The following is an 18,249-nucleotide window of genomic DNA, read 5'->3' as shown; positions in this document are numbered from 1 at the left end:
TTTATGGATGATGTCGTACAATAAACATGTGTCCAAAAGTATCAAAGTAAGGGTTCAATTTTTTTGTTGATGAGAGGAGGAACTTTAATTATGGCTTTATTCACTTCCGGTGAAGTTGCAAATAAATTAGGTTTGTCTGTTCGCACGCTACGATATTATGATCAGATTGGTCTTGTCACACCGTATAGAGAAGAAAGTGGTAAAAGGCTATATACAGAAAAGGACATGCTAGAGCTAGAAAAAATTATACTATTAAAAAAAGCAGCATTCTCCCTGAAGGATATCGAGAATATGCTGACCGCCACCTCCGTTGAAGAGGTGCTATCTATACACAGAGAGATGCTCCAAAAAACGAAGGAACATATTCAAACGTCACTTCAGCATACGACAACCATATGGAATAGTTTACAGGTTGAAGGCAAGCTTCGTTACGATCAGCTAATACCACTAATGAGGTCAGATCCAACCGAACATAATTCTGCTATAGACTCAAACGTCAAACAAGCACTTCCTAAAATGGAGGAGGATCATTCCTATACACAAAAGTGGATTAATGTAGTAAAACGAATAGAGATGTGTCTCGAGGAAGGAGTGTCTCCTACATCTAAGAGAGCACAAATTCTAGCAAGTGACATAGCTATTCTTACAGAGGAAATGTTCAACGGAAGCAAGGAGCAAGCTGTTGCATTTTGGGAGGTTCGAAAATCACCTGAACACTCTTCACAGGCAGGTTTATATCCTCTTCCTAACGAAATAATTCATTATATTGAGGAGATATTCTCTATATATGAAGAAGAAACGCACAAATAACGGAGCAATCTACTGATTGCTCCGTTAAGATGAGGGGAAGCTAGTTATCTTTAAATAATGTTTTCGATGTTGGTGTTTTCCGTAACTAAAAGAAGGATTTTTCCTTCATCAAGACGTTCCTCATATGTTTCAGACTCCGATTCGGACAAGCCTAAATCTTGCATTTTATTTCGCAATTCGTCGCCTTGTTTATTGAATAAGTTACCAACAGCATCTTTTAAATTTTCTTCTTTCAAGCCCACTGTATTAGCATTAGCATTATCTGCAACACGTTCTGTGCGGTCATCATCGTGACTCATGACATAAATGTTATTCTTGTTAACTCCATTATTGGAAAGTTTCTGTACATCGTTTTGGAGCTTCTCATCATTCGTGTATTCTCTTACAAATGGTTTCATTGAAAATTCCTCCTTTATCTTCATTCATGGACAATATTCCCGATACGAATATAGTAAAACATTCTAATAGGCATCTATTTTAATAGGAGTTGGTCCGTTAATTATTTGATAGGCAGTATTAGCCGACCCTCCTTACATCGGGCTAAGCCTCCTCGATAATGGTAGGGTAAACTTCACCATTTTATCTCGCATCATCCCATTCCTTTGCCGTATTGAGAGAGAAATGGACCAGTAGTATTTATTGGTAATCCCTTAATAATATGCAAATGTATCAGCCATATATCGGGTTACATGACCTACATTGGTTGATAACAGAACCTTTTGTACAAACGGATGTGTTACAATAGCGATTGTATCTTGATCATGAATAGAGGAGGTTTTCCTGTGAGGGATAATGAGGCGAGTTTACCTACTATGGAAGGCATGGACACACATGAGAAGGGTAAATATTTCTCTCCTAATAGGTTTTGGCTTAAGGTCGGACGTATGGCAAAAAAGGCAGGGCAGGTAGTTGTTTATGCAGGACTCCTGCTATACTATACATTACAGAAAGATGATCTCCCTGTAAAAGCAAAGACAACCATAATAGGTGCATTAGGATATTTTATTTTACCACTAGATTTAATCCCTGACATGGCTGCTGGAATTGGGTTTACGGATGATTTAAGTGCATTAGGTGCTGCATTATTTCAAGTTGCTATGTATGTTGATGACAATATAAAAGAACAAGCGAAACAAACGTTGAGGCTTTGGTTTGGGGAAGACGTTGACACAGCTTTATTAGATGAGAAACTACAAGTAGTACAGAAGCATGAGTCTAAAGAAACGAATGAAGCCTAACTAATAAATGGAAAACAGGACGCTTCTAGGCAGAAGTGTCCTCGTTTTTTGTCAAATTTGGAAAAAGTAATGATACAAAAGGAGGATTAATTATCAGAATATTGCGAACTAAAGTTTTATTATGTAAGATATGATTAATTCAGAAGGATTCTATCACAGAATATTTTCGCAAATAGAAGATGAAAATGGTAGATAAATAGCCATTTTTGCTCCCGGTTTTCCCAAAATTATAAAGCAGGATTTTAAGGTGAAAATAGCTAATATAGCATATAATGGGATTACTAAGGGAGGGATTCTAGAGAAAGAGTGAAGCGACTCATGGTAAAAACAGATGTTGGCAAGAAAATAAAATTTCATCGACTGAATCAGAATCGAACCCTTGAGGAAACAGCGGATGGTATTTGCTCGCTTTCCTACCTTAGTAAAATTGAGAATGGATTGACTAAATCTAGTGAAGAGATTGTCCGACTTCTTTATAATCGTTTAAATATTGATTATGAGGTGGAAGAGGTTGGAATGGATGAAGATCACGTGGAACAAGAGCTTCATGAATGGTATCACATGATTATTCAACGGAGAAGTGATCAGGCAACAGAGCAATACCTTCAGTTTAAACAATCCATGGAACAGCATTCCAGTCCAGGAATACTTGCATTATTTCAGTTATTTGAAATCCGCTATCAGTTATTGATGCGCCATCTGAATGAAGTGCCAATTCTCATTGAGAAGGTTAACCGGATGAAGGAAATGTTTGAGGAAAAGCATCAATATTACTTATACAAATTCACGGGTATTTATCATCATATGTCGAATCAATATCGTGTTGCTCAAGAGCAATTCTCCAAGGCAATGACTATCTTAAATCGGAGTCCTATGAGTGATTTCGAGAAATCTGATATCTATTTTGGAATTGCTATTAATGAGTTACGACTATTAAATATTACTCTTTCTATTCATTATTCAAGACTTGCTTTAGACTTATATTCCATTAATTTTGATTTTCATAGAAGTGCTGATTGTCAGATTTTATTAGGTATTTGTTACAAACGAATTCATCAATTTGATCAAGCTGAGGAAGCCTTTCATCTGGCCATTAAGGCAGCAAATCATTTACAAGAGCCATCTTTAAAAGGAGTAGCCTATCAGAATTTAGGGGAAATGTATTCAGCTATGGGTCGAAATGAAGAGGCAATTCAGCATTATGAAAAAAGTCTCGTGTTCAAAGAGAATCATAATATTAAGGGAAAACTCACTACCATTGCCTCCATGGTCGAAGCGTTATTTGCTTTTGACGAAAAGGCTAGGCTTATGGAATGGATTGATCGTGGGATTATGATGGTAGAGGGTAAGCCTGATTATCAATTGTTCCACTACTTCTTTCAAGTATATAAGATGAGAGTCGAAGGGGATACAATCAGTCTTGAGCATTATTTGCGAGAAAGTGTCATTCCGTATTTTGAGGGAATTGATGATCGACATTACCTGGCAATCTATGCTGAATTGTTGTCCCAATGTTTACAAGCAAGCAAGAAGTATAAGGATGCTTGCTATTACCTTTCATTAGCAAATGATTCATATAAACAATTATCAAAAACGTAAGGGAGAGAATGAAGAATGAAAAAATTTATCCTAACTGCATTTGTCCTTGGTCTATTGGCTGTAGGTGCTGTAACCGGTTCTACTTCAATCGCAATGGATGAGCTTCCTGAAATCACATCTAAAGACGTCCAGTAATGAAAGAAAAGTTGTGACACAAGCTGTCACAACTTTTTTTTCGGTGGAACTACTGTACAAGCATACGGTAATCCACATAATGGGGAGATAGTGGAAGACTCGGATTTGGGATAATTTGAAAGGAGTATAGAAAGAACAGTTGATTGGGCTGGAATCACTCCGCTTTCCTACGGACGAACGGCTGAGCCTCCTCAGTCGGCAAAGATCGCCGCCTTCCGGGGTCTCTGCTCATTCGTTTTTCCGTGGGAGTCTCCGTGATTCCAGCCCAATCAACGCTAAAAGGAACTTTCTTTCTCTAGCTTGGAGAACCACTCAAATAGGCTCAGAATGAAAAGGGGAAGTAACGGAATAAAGAGTAAATAACATCTAAACATTAATATAGAAGCATCTTCTCCGATATATGGTTGATATATGGACAAAAAAGCATCATGGAATCAAGAAAGTTGAGAAGTCCGTTTCTCTCAATACGGCAAAGGTGTGGTCTGAAAAATGGATGAGCCTAGTCCCCGCAGAAAGCGTCTTTTGCTGTCTGAGGAGGCTCAGCCGCAAGTAAGGAAGTTCACCTAAAAGCGCTACATCCTGTTGCAACGGTGAACGACCCACACGTCGCGTGAGGCCGCAGGAAAGCGGGGCTATTTCACATCAATCAGCTCGCCTTTCAGCAACAGACCAATAATATCTCGACTTCAAGTCTTCCACATATGGGCGCTATTCAGGAATAATTTCCACACATAAGGTTGTAAAAACTGTTTCATCCTTTATGAAGTAAAAAAGCAAACGGTTTCATGTTGAGATCTTATTCTGATACACTAAGGTGGAAATGAGGTGGTTGGGAAATGAATATAACAATACTTGGCGCTGGTGCATTAGGTGTGTACTTTGGAGCCAGATGGCAGGCTGCAGGAGCGGATGTACAATATCTAGTACGATCCCGACGTGCTGATCAAATTAGAACAAACGGGTTACATCTTCATAGTGTCCAAGGGGATTATACAGTTGAAAATCCGAAGGTTGTTGAGAATGCTGAGGAGATAGAGCATACAGATTTGGTTCTGCTGGGGGTAAAAGGCTACCATCTTGATGGAGTTCTTCCGACCCTGAAGCGCCTTGTAGAAAAAGGAGCGAAGGTATTACCTGTATTAAATGGTATAGAGCACATCTTCACGCTCCAGCATGAACTAGGAGAAGAGCATGTAGTAGGTGGACTTTCTTACATTATCGCTACATTAGATGAAAGAGGACATGTTATACATACGAGCGATCTACATGAAGTTCATTTTGGTGCTCTGCATGCTTCTCAAACGCAACTTTGTAAACAATTGGACGAGCTGTGCAATGTTGCAAATATGAATGGAAGACAGAGTGAGCACATTCTTCAGGACTTATGGCAGAAATACATGTTTATCACAGCTTTTAGTGGCATGACGACAGCTGGAGATTTTTCCATCGGTACGATAAGGAAAGAATCCCAAACGCTAGAGGCTGCTAAGCACGTGTTACGTGAAATGAAGGAGCTTGCTAATACGTATGATATAGCTTTAACGGATGAACATGTAGAAGCAGGCTTGGCTAAATTTGAATCTTTGCCGGATGAAGCTACCTCCTCCATGCATCAGGATAAGCGTAAAGGGTTGAAGCTAGAAGTGGAACACCTTCATGGTGGAGCGTTAAGGCTGGCGGAACAAGCAGGAGTTACTTTACCGTACATCCACACTCTCTATGCATTAATAAAGCCTTACGAAAATAAATAGTTGGAGAGAGGCTTGCTGAAACAGCAAGCTCTTTCTATATAGGGGGGGAAAAGGTAATGCTATTTCACTATCATTATTGGACGCCTTATTTAGAAGAAACGGAGCTCTTCTATAGGAAATTAGGATTTAGAGTAACTCAACGTATAGGCAAGGAAAATGGAGAATTCCAAACATTTTCTCCTCCATTAGATTGGAACGACTTTAGAAATCGAAAGATTGTATTTCGTATTATTGAATTGAAAAAAGGGGCAATAAATATTACGTTTGGCTATGGAAAGCGGATACGTTTTGATCATATAGGCTTTCTTTTAGGAGATGAAGAGTATCATCAAATTTGCCAGCAAGCTACCCAACAGAATTGGAATGTAGAAGAGGGGGAGCGTAGAACCTTTTTGTATTCACCATGTAAATGGAAAGTGGAATTACAAACTAATATGGATGCAATTGATGATGTGAACGGTGTTTCGATAGAGGGTATGAATGTAGTTGGAAATAATGTGGACATTCTCATCAAGATCCTGGGAGAGAAAATGACTCCTTTAACCATTCAGGCTGGCGATGATTTTCGGGTGGAAGAAGTGAGGTTTTCCACTGTCTGTCCCAATGTCATTCTAGATCCGAATGGTGTTAATCTTCTTGGTGTAGAACGGTGATAAACGTATGTATATTCCGGAGAAGTTACGATATAATGTCCAGCACTATTTTGGAGAGGAAGGGGAAAATTGGTTAAGTCGTTTGCCTCAGATAATCAAGCAATGCGAAGAGCATTGGAACATAGTTGTAGGAGATCCTTATTCTTTATCAGTTAATTATGTAGCTCCAGTTGTATGGAAAGAACAAAACCGAGAAGCGGTATTGAAGCTTTCTATTCCAAATGAGCAATACCTTCAAGAATTAGAAGCTATTACCCTGCTTCAAGAAGGAAGTATGGCCTCCCTCTTAGATTATCATCGAGAGCTTGGTGCGATGTTGTTAGAAAAAATTATTCCTGGAGAGGCACTCGCCACTATTGAAGATGATGAAAAGGGTTGTTTTATTGCATCGGAAGTAGGAAAGCAGCTCTGGATACCGGTGCCAGTATCAATGCACGTAAATCCAACTAATACACGAGAAGACGAGTTGAGAGATATTGTCCATAAGCATCCTAATGGTATTGGTCCAATAGATTACCAGACGCTTGAAGGGGCCAAAGAAACATTTACTTTACTTTGTAAAACAAGTGCAGACCTTTGGGTGCTTCATGGTGATTTTCATCCTTACAATATTTTATTTTCCAATAAACTAGGATGGTGCGCTATTGATCCAAAAGGTGGTATAGGAGAAAGAGAATATGACTTAATTCAATATATACTTAACAAATTACCTGAAGATGATGCAGCGTTAGAATCAATAATAATTAGGAGAATGAATAGTTTTACCACTCAACTCTCGCTACGTAAAGACAGATTAATAGGGTGGGGGTTCTGTCACAGCGTACTTGCAACAGTGTGGACGTGTAAAGAAGACGGGGATTATGACAAATCTTTTTATAAAGGGATGAGAGTGTTTCAGCAATTATGGAGAGAAACAAGAGGCGGCCACCAATAGGCTGCCTTTTGTTTTTATAATCCTAGCCCCATGGAGATTTGGTTCGTATAAGTTGTATAGGCGATAACATGATTAATTTCCACAATTTGTTCTTCGCTATAGCCAAAAGCTCTCAACTGTTCAATATCTTCTTTTTCCACGGATGCAGGACGGTCTGTAAGCTTGTCAGCGTAATAAAGCATACACTTTAACGATGCTGGCCAATCCATTGAGGCAAAGTTCTGTAACTTGTATTCTGCATCCTCTTCTCCTGATAACTGGGAAAACAAAGTGCCATGGCTCTTTGTGCAATAGGTACACCCATTCTTCATTGATACGTAAGTTATAATAGCTTCTTTCTCGAAATCGGATAAAAATGTATGGGAAATCGCAGTTTGTAATGGTGCAAATGCTGAATACATAGTTTCGGAGTTAGCTATTAAGCGATTGAACAAAGGGAGCGGTTCTCCGTTCTGCTTTTTTACATCATTTTGCTTTTTTGGTTTAATCCAAGGCATTACTCGTCATCCTTTCTTTCTTCATTGTTTCAATTTGCAGGTGAAAATGGTCGGTTTTCCGTTGTTTTACATAGTGATTTTCCTATGTAAAGGGTGGAAGTTTGAAAATTTTGTGAACTTTTTAGTGTTAATGATGCTTTCTGTCTACTATAACATAAGGAATAGTCCATGTTCTTCAATTGTTCAATAGGCTGGGAAAGTCATAGGTACTTCCGTCTATTTTCTCAATATAGAGTTTGGATGGTGGATTTTAGGTCCTATTAACGACAATTTCTTTCCCAAAGTAGACCTTCTTAAATTTTGCTACGCTATATATGCAATACTAAAGGAGGAGAGGAATTAGATGAAAAAGAATTGGAAGACGATGGTAGGAGCAGTGACGTTGAGTACGACTTTACTGGTTGGTAATGGACTTATGGTAGAGGCGGCGCCCGACAAAGGTTTTAAACTAGAGAATAATTACGAAATGAATTGGAAAGAAGTTGGGAAAACAAAAGCACCTTCCTTTATAAAGGGAAAGCTTGCTAAAGAAAAGATTAACACAAAGAAGGATGCGGAGAAATTTTTTAAAGCAAATCAAAAGGTATTCAACATGGACCCTAATACGAAAATGGAGTTTGTAGAATCCTCAACAGACGAATTAGGGATGACCCATTTTATCTTTCAGCCAGTCATTCAAAACATACCAATAAGTGAGTCAAAGATTCATATCCATACGAATAAGAACGGTGAGCTTATAGCAGTGAATGGCGACTTTCATCCAAATGCACCAGACAAGCTTAAGCAAAAGAAACAGCTATCTAAACAACAGGCTTTAAGTAATGCTTGGAATCATATTGATACTAATCGTAAAGATGCGGACGTTACAGTGAAAGGGTTAGAAGGAGAAGATTTCCAATCCTTAACAGAACATTCTAATCTGGTTGCGTTCCATGAAGATGGAAAGTACACTCTAGCCTATCACGTTGAGCTTCAATTCTCGGAACCATACCCTGCGAACTGGCAAATATGGGTTAACGCAGAGAATGGAAATGTTATAAAAGCTCAAAATAAAGTACACGAAGCAGCAACTACTGGAAGTGGAACAGGGGTGCTTGGGGATAGTAAGACATTGAACACTTACTCTTATAATAATACGTACTATCTTTACGATACAACAAAACCGATGAGTGGTGTCATTGCTACGTATGATAACAATAATGGTGGCCAGTTCAGTCTTCCTGGTTATTATGTAACAGACAGCGGCAACACGTTTTATAGTGAGCGCCAAAAGGCTGCGGTTGATGCGCACTATTATGCTGGACAAGTGTACGATTATTTCTATAATACATTCGGTCGAAACAGCTATGATGGAAATGGTGCCGATATCGTATCTACTGTTCACTACGGCAGTAATTATAATAATGCTGCCTGGGTTGGGAACCAAATGATATATGGGGATGGAGATGGATCAACATTTACCTATCTGTCAGGTGCAGATGACATTGTAGCTCACGAATTAACACACGCTGTAACAGATCGATCAGCTGATTTAGTATATGAGAATCAGCCTGGGGCATTAAATGAGTCATTTTCTGATGTGTTTGGTTATTTTGTTGATAGTGAGGACTGGCTGATGGGAGAGGACGTTTATACTCCTGGAAGAAGTGGAGATGCTCTACGCAGTATGTCGAACCCAACGCTGTATAACCAGCCCGATCATATGGATAATTACCGCAACTTGCCGAATACAGAGGCAGGAGATTGGGGCGGCGTTCATATAAATAGTGGTATTCCAAATAAAGCGGCCTATTATACTATTAACTCGATTGGTAAATCTAAAGCAGAAAAAATATACTATCGTGCTTTAACGGTGTATCTAACTCCAAACAGTAATTTCTCTGATGCACGTTCATCGCTTATTCAATCTGCTCAGGATCTATATGGTTCTAGTACAGCTAATGCAGTAGCTTCTGCATGGGACAATGTCGGCGTGTATTAATTTTATTCCAAGGTAAATGAAGCCATTATAATTTGAACAAAGAAAAGCCAGTCCCTTTCTATTTAACTAGAATGGGACTGGCTTTTCTGATTTTTAATCCTTGTTGAAACGAGACGATAGTAAAGGTACATGATTACGATAACGAAAAGGGACATTGCAACATATAGAGGATGGTAGCCCACATAGGTAACAACCATGCCAAGAATGAAGGAACCTGATGCGATTCCTGTATCAAAAAAAGTAAAGAAAGTAGCTGTTGCATGACCGCTTCTGTGGGTGTCTGCTTGTTGAATAGCTAGGGTTTGAAAGCTTGGTACAAGACTACCATATCCAAGACCTATCATTCCTGCTGATAGTAATAACATAGTAGAACTGTCCGTCATGCTAAGCATATATAAACCGGTAGCATATAGGAATAAAGAAGGGTAGATCACCACGTTTGGTCCTCTAGCATCAAACAATTTACCAACAAAGGGCCTTGATAGCAGCATCGTCACTGCAAAAACAGCAAAGAACAAGCTGGCGGTCTCTATTAGTCCTATTGATTTAGCGTAAATAGAAATAAATGAGATAATGCTTGAATAGGAAAAAGCGATAAACAACCCTGTCAGAGCAACAGGGATAGATTTTTTTTCAAAAAGATCCTCAAGTGTAAGTTTCCTAGTGGAAGTCTTATTTTGTTCTTGTACAGGCTGAACCATTGAAGCAAACACAACGGAACCGATGACGATTAGAGCTAAGATAGTAAATAGTATGGGAAATGATAACCAATTTAAGAGAGTTAGGGCGAGAAAGGGACCGGCTACCACTGCCAAATTCATAGACATGGCGAAATAACCAAGTCCCTCCCCACGGCGTTCAGCTGGAATAATATCTGCTGCAATAGCACCAGTTGCAGTTGTGGCGATAGCAAACCATATACCGTGAATGAATCGTAAGGTAAGTAATAACAGAAAAGAGTCCGTCCATATATATATAAAGGAACAAAGGGTAAATAGGACTAAACTAATGAACAGCATCTTTCTCTTTCCACCAATTTCTAACAATTTACCAGAGAAGGGACGCGTGAGAATAGCGGCTAATAGAAAGACGGTAACAATTAGACCGGCTTCTGATTCGCTGCAGCCTAAAGTATCCGTTACGTATATTGGGAGCGTGGTTAGCAGAGCGTAAAAGGTTAGAAACAAGAAGAAGTTTGTACAGGCGATACTAATAAAGCTTTTGGTCCAAATAGAAGGTTTGGTATTCATAGGCCTTCTCCTTTCCAGTCAATAGAACATGTCTGTAAGTGGTCTATATGCAACAAGAAACAATATTATAGAAGAAGGTGTATATTTGTAAAGTCATACAACTTTTGGACACAGAAAAAAACCTTTGTCGTTAAGACAAAGGTTTCGAAGGGGAAGCAAATCTTAAGAAACTGGTTAAGAGTAACGTCACTCTTAGTAAGGCTTAACCTTATTATAGCAAAACCTGAATCACTCCAGTTTGCAAAAGAAGAAGACATAGTAACGGTACCTATAAATAGAGAATAGGAAAATGTTTCGTATTATAGTTCTATATACCTGTCAGTTTAGGGTGGCAACACGCTCTTCAGGAAAACAAAAGCGAGTAAGGCTGTTTTTATGGGCTGTATGACGATATATTTTCGCAAATAAGAAATGGGATACATCTGCTACGAATTTTCTATTTATTTCATAGCTTGAAAGATTATAACGCTTTCCTTATAATAGATATTACAAAAGAAGCAGACGTAAGAAACCACAAGGGGAGCCTGATGGCTGAGAGTGAACGATTCGTTCTGACCCTCTGAACCTGTTAGTTAATTCTAACGTAGGGATGTGGCTTTCGTGATGGCACGCAATGCACAAAGGATACCCATCTCAAAGCTCTCCCTTGCATTGCTTTTTTTGTGTTTTCTTTTCTTTTGAACTGTGAGGAAAGAAATAGCAGAGCTAATCTGCACACAATATTTGAAGAATAGTAAAGGGGAGATGTGAAATGAGAAATCGTCGGATTTTATTTCTAGTGGAAGTAGCGATGTTTGCTGCTATTGGTGCTGTTCTTAGCCTGCCTTATCTATCGGTTCCACTTTGGGTTCAGGGAGGGTCCATTTCATTTGCCATGGTGCCAATCTTTTTTATGGCATTTCGGTGGGGTCTGAAAGGTGGACTCTTAACAGGCTTGCTCATTGGCTTGATCAATTCACTTATTCAGCCGTTTATCGTGCACCCGGTCCAATATATCATGGACTACCCACTAGCGTTTACCGTGGTTGGTTTAGCAGGTATTTTTGCTAAGAACGTCCAGGACTCCATGAAGGAGGGCAACGCGGCAAAAATTACGGCGTATGTAACAAGTGGGGCCTTATTAGGCAGTATCCTGCGATTCTTCAGCCATTATATTGGCGGAATTGTCTTTTTTGCCTCCTATGCACCAGAAGGGGTGCCTGTTTGGCTATACTCTCTGACGTACAATCTTGGGTATATGACACCTTCCTTTATAATCAGCTCTCTTATTTTGAGTTTTGTCATATATAAGCAACCTCGCCTTATATATTTTGGAAACAAACAGGCTTTAAACTCTGTATAAATTGTAGGTATATACTAATAAAAAGAGGCTCAGCTCTGAAATAACAGTTACCACGCTTTTCAAAGAGTTGAGCTTGAAAAAGAGCAGGCCGTTATGATGCAGGAGTCTGCTCTTTTATGTGCTTTATTTAGTTAACCGAAACTTTGTATCAAATCGTTTACTTCCAGCAATTATGATAAGACCAAAGATGAAGAAGAGGATGCCGTGAACTTCAAAGGTAGCTCCGAATGCAGGTATCAGCTTATCTGAAAAAATGTATATGGAAAAGAGAAAAAGAAGTAACATCCATATGATGATAAACTCTATCCATTTGCTTACCTTCTTAAACATGGAATCCCTAAGTAATTTTAACACAAAAGCAATAACGAGAATGGACGCAATGACATCCACGATAATTTGTACTGCACCGCTTCCGAGATGTATAGTAGTTGTCCCAAGGTCTGAAAAGAACCCTAAAATGACTGAGATACCACCATGTCCTAGTGCCATCCAGCCTATAAATTGAACGAAGATAAACCCAATGAATATAAACAGGCTGGATTTAGTTTCTTTAGGAAGCTGCTGGACTAATTCCCTTGCATAAGCTTTTGGATTGTCTCCAAAAACTTCTTCTGCAGTTTTTCCATGATGCTGAGCCTCGAGTAAATGCTCTAATAATTCCATTAGTAGTTCTTCACTTTGTTCCTCCGAGAGAAATAGTTGGGTACGAATATATATGAGCATTTTTTCGTAATATTGTTCATTGTTTTCTGTTAGTAGCTTGCGCTTATGGTTATTTTCCTTAATTAACTCTTTGGCGTTCAATCTCCGTCCCTCCCCTTGATGATTTGTTCCACAGGAAGCTTAATGCTTTCCCATTCCTTCTTAAATTGAATTAAAGTATTTTCTCCTTCCTCTGTAATGTGATAATATTTCCGTTTTGGGCCTGAAGGGGAAGTGCGCATTTCTCCACTTATAAGCTTGGCCTTCTGTAAGCGTAAAAGGACTGGGTAGATAGACCCCTCGCTTACGTCCGACAGTCCGAAGCTTTGAAGTTTGACAGACAATTCATATCCATACACCTCTTCGTGGGAAATAATGGATAGTATACACCCTTCTAATATGCCTTTTAGTAATTGACTTCGAAGCGACAAATTTTCATTCCTTTCAAACTATCTTGTAATACCATATAGTTAAGTATATACCACACTAATTGGTAAAGCAAGATAGTTTGTGATATGGAGTCTGTGTAGCTGTACAAACAAAAAAGCCCCTTATAATAGGAGCCTTAGATAACCAGTACTTCACCTTTATACAGGTGGTTCAGTCTTGAGAATAAGCAATAAGAATAATTTCTTCGTCAGATTGAGATCGAAGTTTGTGTTCCAGTGTTCTTATTTCTTCCAGCATGTCAGCGGAAAGTGCTGCTGGATGATAATCTTGCCGTTCCGTATGCTGATTCATGAAGAAATCCCCTCCTTTTGGTATATAGGTTATACCAAAAGGGAGAGCTCATACATGGGGCAGTTTGTTTATTTCTTCTCCCTCTTGATTGTCCTCTTCCTCTTCCATTTCTTGTTCATCTTGAAAACTGTTATAGGATTGCCCTGTAATTTCATCGAAAGGGGTATAATAGGCGGTAATATTGCTCTTCTTTATAAGCCCCTTGTACATACCATAAAGTAATAAAACAAAGATGAGGAAGGGAAAGGAAATGGATAGGAGGGTAATGATAAGCATAGAAAGCTCCTTTCGGGAGTGTATTAATTTCCATTATAATACAAATGGACCTCGAATGCTTAAGAGAGGACATCTTTTTCTGTGTTATGTTACCATTTCCTCAAGTGCAAGATGAAGCTGCACAAGAAAGGAGATTGTTTATGTCATTTAAAGCATTATTAGTAACAAAAGAAGAAGAACAAGCCCATACACAAATCGTTGAACGAACAGAATCTGATTTGCCGGAAGGCGACGTAACAATCAAAGTTGTATATTCAAGTGTCAATTATAAGGATGGACTGGCTACTGTTCCTAAATCCAAAGTAGTAAAAGAATATCCTATTGTACCAGGGATTGATTTGGCTGGTACGGTAACACATTCTGATAATCCTGATTATTATGAAGGCCAGAAGGTTATCGTTACAAGCTATGAATTAGGTGTTGCTCAAGATGGCGGGTTTAGTGAATATGCAAGAGTGAATAGTAACTGGATTGTCCCTTTACCTGAAAACTTATCGTTGAAAGAGGCAATGACCTTCGGTACTGCAGGCTTTACTGCGGCGTTATCTGTTCATCGTTTAGAGCAGAACGGGCTTACGCCGGAAGATGGTCCTGTTCTTGTACAGGGTGCTACAGGCGGAGTTGGCAGTATGGCTGTTGCAATGTTAGTGAAGCGCGGTTTTACAGTAGAAGCAGCAACTGGTAAATCTGAACAGGCAGACTATCTTAAATCCCTCGGGGTAACAACTGTGTTGAGCAGAGAAGAAGTTACTCCAGAAAAGGTTAAACCGCTTCAGAAGCAACGTTGGGCTGCAGCTGTGGATCCAGTAGGCGGCAAGCCTTTAGCATCTGTTTTAGGCTCCATTCAATATGGAGGAGCTGTTGCGGTAAGTGGACTTACAGCAGGTGTCGAGGTACCAACAACTGTTATGCCATTTATTCTGCGTGGAGTTGACCTGCTAGGTATTGATTCAGTTTATTGCCCAATGGAGCTGAGGAAGCGAGTATGGGATCGCCTAGCAACAGATTTGAAGCCAGAACAGCTTGCGACAATAGAAAATGAAATTACATTAGAACAGCTTCCTTCTACATTAGAGCAAATACTTCAAGGAAAAGTGACCGGTCGTACGATTGTTTCCATGGAACAATAGATAATACCGGACAAACACACACCAGGTATGATTGAACATCATAATATAGTAAGATAAAAGGGTCAACCAGATGAAAACTGGTTGACCCTTTTTCTAATATGTCTACTATGGCAGAATCATTTTGCAACCAAGTCAGCAGATATCACACACTATCATTATGATGTTGTGGAATGAATGGCAAGGTGCGTTTGTTGCTTTTATATAGAATGAAGATAGGAAAGGAGGTGCATAGATGTGAATAACCAAAAAGAAAAATCTCCCTTGTTAAGATGGATTTGGAGCTCCTTTATTCGGACAGCGTTAGTTCCACTACTGGTTGTGGAATTGGTGTTTATCGCCTTCTATTTCATTAGTTTTGAGTGGTCTAAAAATTCAATTGTGCATAATTTAAAAGAAGAAGCCCAGGTAGAATTGAAACAGCTTGCCTCAACAGAGAGTGAAGTAATATCCAATAAGGTACGTTCCATTTCAGAGGTTACGGAATTATTCCGGAAAGAAATGGAAGAAGCTATGCAGGAGGAGCATTCGTTATCTGATGAGGATAAGCAGCGATTAGAATTTGCAGGAAATGGCGTATATTACTCTGCCTCTAATACATCCTCAGACGGGGCAGCAGTATACTATAGCAATGCAATGCCAGATAAAAAGAAGGATATTGGCAAGGTTGCCCAAATACTATCACAACAAAATTTGATGAAGCATATTTACGAAAGTGAGCCTCTGGCAGCTGGTGTTTACATGAATACATATGATACCTTAAATGTTATTTACCCTTACTTTAATGTGAAAAATCAATATTCTCCAACTATGAAAGCTCAAGATTATAATTTTTTCTATCAAGCTGATAAAGAGCATAATCCTTCTGGGGAGGTCGTTTGGACTGATGCTTATTTAGATCCAGCTGGTCAAGGCTGGATCGCTTCTTCCATTGCACCTGTCTATAATGATAATTTCCTAGAAGGCGTAGTAGGTATTGATATAAAAGTCTCCACTATCGTAAACGATGTGTTAAATATTGATATTCCCTGGGAGGGTTATGGCATTTTAATGGAGGAGGATGGAACCCTATTAGCTTTACCGGAGGAAGGCGAACAGCTTCTTGGCTTAACGGAACTAAAGGGACATACTTACCAACATGCTGTATTAAAAAATACGCTAAAACCAAGTAACTATAATGTGTTTAATTTGCAAGCCACCAAACCTTATGCTGCAAGTTTAAAAGAGAACAGCCAAGGTCTTCTAGAGGCCTCCATTAACGGGGAAGAAAGAATGCTGGCCTGGTCTACGGTGCCTAAAACGGGCTGGAAGCTTCTCGTCGTTATTGAAGAGGATCATATATACGGAAACATTGCAGATATAAATAAGACATTAATTAGAATTGGAGCACTCCTTATTGCAGCGCTGCTTGTTTTTTATTTAGGTTATTTTCTATTCTTGTTTCGCTATTCCAAAAAAATGAGCTATCAGGTTTCCCGGCCATTGCTAGATATGAAAAACACTGTTCATGACATTGGCAGAGGAAATTACTTTCAATCGAGTCAATCCTATTCAATAGAAGAGCTTGATGACATTGATAAGAGCATAACAACAATGGGGAATACATTAGGGAAAGCAAATGAAGCACTTCATGCAGCCCAACAGGAGCTCAAGGAAAAGGAATCCGACTTAAGAGCTGTTATTTCTTCCATTGATGATATTATTATGCGTATTGATAGTCAGGGCCGCTATTTATCTATTTGGACAAGGAATGAGCAGAAACTAGCCAAACCTATTAGAGAGTTGATGGGGGCCTCCATTCCAGAAGTGTTTTCAGAAGAGGATTCGAACCATTTCATGTCTACCATTCAAGAGGTGAGTCGTACAAGAGAGTCTAAAAATATGGAGTACTATATTACAACATTAAGTGGTAAGCGATGGTTCCAAGGCCGACTTTCACCTATTGAAGATCGACAGGGGAGTGAAACGCATTACGTCTTAACGGTTCGAGACATTACGGGTTTAAAAGAGTTACAGGAATCCTTAAGGAAAGCGAAAGAGGAAGCGGAGCGAGCCTCTCAGGCTAAGTCTGAATTCTTATCCAGCATGAGTCATGAGCTACGAACACCTATGAATGCTATATTGGGTTTTGCTCAGTTATTAGAATTCGAAGAAGAAAATTTGAATGACTCCCAAATGGAAAATGTGGAGGAAATAATCAAAGCTGGTAATCACCTATTAACATTAATTAATGAAATACTGGATTTGGCTAAGATAGAATCTGGAAAGCTTTCCGTTTCAATAGAGCCCGTAGAGGTCTCTAGCGTTATTGATGAAGTATTAAGCATTACGTATCCATTAGCGAGAAAGAGAGATATTCAGTTAAACCATACGATTCGCTGCTGCAGGGAAACATATGTGTATGCAGATAGAACTCGATTGAAGCAAGTATTACTGAATTTATTATCTAATGCGGTCAAATACAATCAAGAAGGCGGGAGCATTCATTTCTCCTGTAGCATCCAGCAGCATACCTTGCAGTTCATTGTAGAGGATACCGGTTTTGGCATTGAAGAGGAGGAGCTTCCTCATATTTTCGAGCCATTCACAAGGATACGAGAAGATGTTGTCATAGAAGGAACCGGCATTGGTCTAGCCCTTACAAAGCAATTGGTAGCTATGATGAACGGTACTATTTCCGTCCAAAGTAAAGTCGAGCAAGGAAGCATTTTTCGAATCGAAATGCCTTTAGTGGAATGGATGGATATTCCTAACCTGGAGCAAGAAAGAGAGCAAGGAGAGTACGCTACCTTTGAAGGGAAAAAGAAGGTATTGTATGTGGAGGATAATCCAGCCAATCTTCACCTTGTGCAAAAGATTTTAAATAAGTATCCTGATATTGAATTTTTCTCGGCTGCTAATGGAGAGATGGGAATTGATTTAGCTCAAGCACACGAGCCGGATTTACTATTATTAGATATTCATTTGCCAGAACAAGATGGATATGACGTACTTTCTACATTAAAGAGAATGGAGGAAACAAAGAATACAGTTGTGGTAGCAATAAGTGCTAACGCCATGCCAAGAGATATGGAAAAAGGGATAGAAGCAGGGTTCGATGATTATATGACCAAACCGCTTCAAGTCCAGACTTTCACCCATATGCTGCAAAAGTATTTGTATGAGGAGGAAAATAAAGATAATTAAGGCTAATGTATAAACAAACTAAACAAT

At 39.1% G+C, this 18,249-nt stretch carries 17 protein-coding genes and 1 riboswitch; of the genes, 10 read left to right on the top strand and 7 right to left on the bottom strand.

Features of this window, described 5'->3' with window-relative positions; translation table 11 throughout:
- Positions 1-90 precede the first annotated feature (90 nt).
- Entirely contained in the window at positions 91-810 is a 720-nt protein-coding gene (locus ACFFGV_RS12320; protein ID WP_377348266.1) for a MerR family transcriptional regulator, read from the top strand.
- Positions 811-860: 50 nt separating this feature from the next.
- Here ACFFGV_RS12320 and ACFFGV_RS12315 read toward each other — a convergent pair whose 3' ends face one another.
- On the bottom strand, positions 861-1,208 hold the full coding sequence (locus ACFFGV_RS12315; protein WP_377348264.1) for a YflT domain-containing protein: 348 nt from the start codon (positions 1,206-1,208) through the stop codon (positions 861-863).
- Between the two features lie 414 nt (positions 1,209-1,622).
- Between ACFFGV_RS12315 and ACFFGV_RS12310 the strand changes: the two genes are divergently transcribed.
- The 5 genes from ACFFGV_RS12310 to ACFFGV_RS12290 all read left to right on the top strand — a co-directional run bounded on the left by ACFFGV_RS12310 (position 1,623) and on the right by ACFFGV_RS12290 (position 7,120).
- On the top strand, positions 1,623-2,048 hold the full coding sequence (locus ACFFGV_RS12310) for a YkvA family protein (RefSeq protein ID WP_377349301.1): 426 nt from the start codon (positions 1,623-1,625) through the stop codon (positions 2,046-2,048).
- Positions 2,049-2,366: 318 nt separating this feature from the next.
- Positions 2,367-3,647 carry a helix-turn-helix domain-containing protein gene (locus ACFFGV_RS12305; RefSeq protein WP_377348262.1) on the top strand — a complete coding sequence of 427 codons (1,281 nt, stop codon included), beginning with the start codon at positions 2,367-2,369 and terminating at the stop codon, positions 3,645-3,647.
- A gap of 971 nt (positions 3,648-4,618) precedes the next feature.
- Complete coding sequence (locus ACFFGV_RS12300) at positions 4,619-5,533, top strand: ketopantoate reductase family protein (RefSeq protein WP_377348260.1); 915 nt, start codon at positions 4,619-4,621, stop codon at positions 5,531-5,533.
- A 56-nt stretch (positions 5,534-5,589) separates the two neighbouring features.
- Complete coding sequence (locus ACFFGV_RS12295) at positions 5,590-6,186, top strand: VOC family protein (RefSeq protein WP_377348258.1); 597 nt, start codon at positions 5,590-5,592, stop codon at positions 6,184-6,186.
- 7 nt (positions 6,187-6,193) lie between these two features.
- Complete coding sequence (locus tag ACFFGV_RS12290; protein WP_377348256.1) at positions 6,194-7,120, top strand: aminoglycoside phosphotransferase family protein; 927 nt, start codon at positions 6,194-6,196, stop codon at positions 7,118-7,120.
- A 14-nt stretch (positions 7,121-7,134) separates the two neighbouring features.
- Here ACFFGV_RS12290 and ACFFGV_RS12285 read toward each other — a convergent pair whose 3' ends face one another.
- Positions 7,135-7,617, bottom strand: coding sequence for a peroxidase-related enzyme (locus ACFFGV_RS12285; protein WP_377348254.1), 483 nt, complete (start codon positions 7,615-7,617; stop codon positions 7,135-7,137).
- Between the two features lie 343 nt (positions 7,618-7,960).
- Between ACFFGV_RS12285 and ACFFGV_RS12280 the strand changes: the two genes are divergently transcribed.
- Positions 7,961-9,598, top strand: coding sequence for a M4 family metallopeptidase (locus tag ACFFGV_RS12280; RefSeq protein ID WP_377348252.1), 1,638 nt, complete (start codon positions 7,961-7,963; stop codon positions 9,596-9,598).
- Positions 9,599-9,660: 62 nt separating this feature from the next.
- On the opposite strand, the gene ACFFGV_RS12275 is transcribed toward ACFFGV_RS12280, so the two are convergent.
- Positions 9,661-10,848 (bottom strand): MFS transporter, encoded by a 1,188-nt coding sequence (locus tag ACFFGV_RS12275; RefSeq protein WP_377348250.1) that lies wholly within the window; start codon positions 10,846-10,848, stop codon positions 9,661-9,663.
- A 506-nt stretch (positions 10,849-11,354) separates the two neighbouring features.
- Positions 11,355-11,455, top strand: a riboswitch (TPP riboswitch).
- Between the two features lie 144 nt (positions 11,456-11,599).
- Here ACFFGV_RS12275 and thiT point away from each other — a divergent pair.
- Entirely contained in the window at positions 11,600-12,190 is a 591-nt protein-coding gene (thiT, locus tag ACFFGV_RS12270; RefSeq protein WP_377348248.1) for an energy-coupled thiamine transporter ThiT, read from the top strand.
- Positions 12,191-12,313: 123 nt separating this feature from the next.
- Here thiT and ACFFGV_RS12265 read toward each other — a convergent pair whose 3' ends face one another.
- The 4 genes from ACFFGV_RS12265 to ACFFGV_RS12250 all read right to left on the bottom strand — a co-directional run bounded on the left by ACFFGV_RS12265 (position 12,314) and on the right by ACFFGV_RS12250 (position 13,909).
- The gene (locus ACFFGV_RS12265; protein ID WP_377348246.1) at positions 12,314-12,994 is read right to left on the bottom strand and encodes a DUF1129 family protein; all 681 of its coding nucleotides are present in this window, start codon (positions 12,992-12,994) and stop codon (positions 12,314-12,316) included.
- Positions 12,991-13,323: a PadR family transcriptional regulator gene (locus tag ACFFGV_RS12260; protein ID WP_377348244.1), complete on the bottom strand. Its 333-nt coding sequence runs from the start codon at positions 13,321-13,323 to the stop codon at positions 12,991-12,993. Before ACFFGV_RS12260 ends, ACFFGV_RS12265 begins: the two co-directional genes overlap by 4 nt.
- A gap of 169 nt (positions 13,324-13,492) precedes the next feature.
- Positions 13,493-13,633 (bottom strand): hypothetical protein, encoded by a 141-nt coding sequence (locus ACFFGV_RS12255; protein WP_377348242.1) that lies wholly within the window; start codon positions 13,631-13,633, stop codon positions 13,493-13,495.
- 48 nt (positions 13,634-13,681) lie between these two features.
- Positions 13,682-13,909, bottom strand: a complete 228-nt coding sequence (locus ACFFGV_RS12250; protein ID WP_377348240.1) for a DUF3951 domain-containing protein — start codon at positions 13,907-13,909, stop codon at positions 13,682-13,684.
- A 140-nt stretch (positions 13,910-14,049) separates the two neighbouring features.
- Here ACFFGV_RS12250 and ACFFGV_RS12245 point away from each other — a divergent pair, with 140 nt between their 5' ends.
- Both ACFFGV_RS12245 and ACFFGV_RS12240 read left to right on the top strand, forming a co-directional pair.
- The gene (locus tag ACFFGV_RS12245; protein ID WP_377348238.1) at positions 14,050-15,039 is read left to right on the top strand and encodes an acrylyl-CoA reductase family protein; all 990 of its coding nucleotides are present in this window, start codon (positions 14,050-14,052) and stop codon (positions 15,037-15,039) included.
- A 234-nt stretch (positions 15,040-15,273) separates the two neighbouring features.
- Complete coding sequence (locus ACFFGV_RS12240) at positions 15,274-18,222, top strand: ATP-binding protein (protein ID WP_377348236.1); 2,949 nt, start codon at positions 15,274-15,276, stop codon at positions 18,220-18,222.
- The last annotated feature ends 27 nt before the right edge of the window (positions 18,223-18,249 follow it).

Origin of the sequence: Pontibacillus salicampi (assembly GCF_042434395.1) — a bacterium.
GTDB lineage: Bacteria > Bacillota > Bacilli > Bacillales > BH030062 > Pontibacillus > Pontibacillus salicampi.
This window is presented reverse-complemented; position numbering and strand designations above follow the sequence as displayed.

Excerpts from the sequence above, each read along its gene's own strand:
- ACFFGV_RS12300 (WP_377348260.1), top strand. The coding sequence starts at position 4,619 with ATGAATATAACAATACTTGGCGCTGGTGCATTAGGTGTGTACTTTGGA.
- ACFFGV_RS12280 (WP_377348252.1), top strand. The coding sequence starts at position 7,961 with ATGAAAAAGAATTGGAAGACGATGGTAGGAGCAGTGACGTTGAGTACG.
- ACFFGV_RS12275 (WP_377348250.1), bottom strand. The coding sequence starts at position 10,848 with ATGAATACCAAACCTTCTATTTGGACCAAAAGCTTTATTAGTATCGCC.
- ACFFGV_RS12320 (WP_377348266.1), top strand. The coding sequence starts at position 91 with ATGGCTTTATTCACTTCCGGTGAAGTTGCAAATAAATTAGGTTTGTCT.
- ACFFGV_RS12290 (WP_377348256.1), top strand. The coding sequence starts at position 6,194 with ATGTATATTCCGGAGAAGTTACGATATAATGTCCAGCACTATTTTGGA.
- ACFFGV_RS12305 (WP_377348262.1), top strand. The coding sequence starts at position 2,367 with ATGGTAAAAACAGATGTTGGCAAGAAAATAAAATTTCATCGACTGAAT.
- ACFFGV_RS12255 (WP_377348242.1), bottom strand. The coding sequence starts at position 13,633 with ATGAATCAGCATACGGAACGGCAAGATTATCATCCAGCAGCACTTTCC.
- ACFFGV_RS12250 (WP_377348240.1), bottom strand. The coding sequence starts at position 13,909 with ATGCTTATCATTACCCTCCTATCCATTTCCTTTCCCTTCCTCATCTTT.
- ACFFGV_RS12310 (WP_377349301.1), top strand. The coding sequence starts at position 1,623 with ATGGAAGGCATGGACACACATGAGAAGGGTAAATATTTCTCTCCTAAT.
- ACFFGV_RS12295 (WP_377348258.1), top strand. The coding sequence starts at position 5,590 with ATGCTATTTCACTATCATTATTGGACGCCTTATTTAGAAGAAACGGAG.
- thiT (WP_377348248.1), top strand. The coding sequence starts at position 11,600 with ATGAGAAATCGTCGGATTTTATTTCTAGTGGAAGTAGCGATGTTTGCT.
- ACFFGV_RS12315 (WP_377348264.1), bottom strand. The coding sequence starts at position 1,208 with ATGAAACCATTTGTAAGAGAATACACGAATGATGAGAAGCTCCAAAAC.
- ACFFGV_RS12285 (WP_377348254.1), bottom strand. The coding sequence starts at position 7,617 with ATGCCTTGGATTAAACCAAAAAAGCAAAATGATGTAAAAAAGCAGAAC.
- ACFFGV_RS12245 (WP_377348238.1), top strand. The coding sequence starts at position 14,050 with ATGTCATTTAAAGCATTATTAGTAACAAAAGAAGAAGAACAAGCCCAT.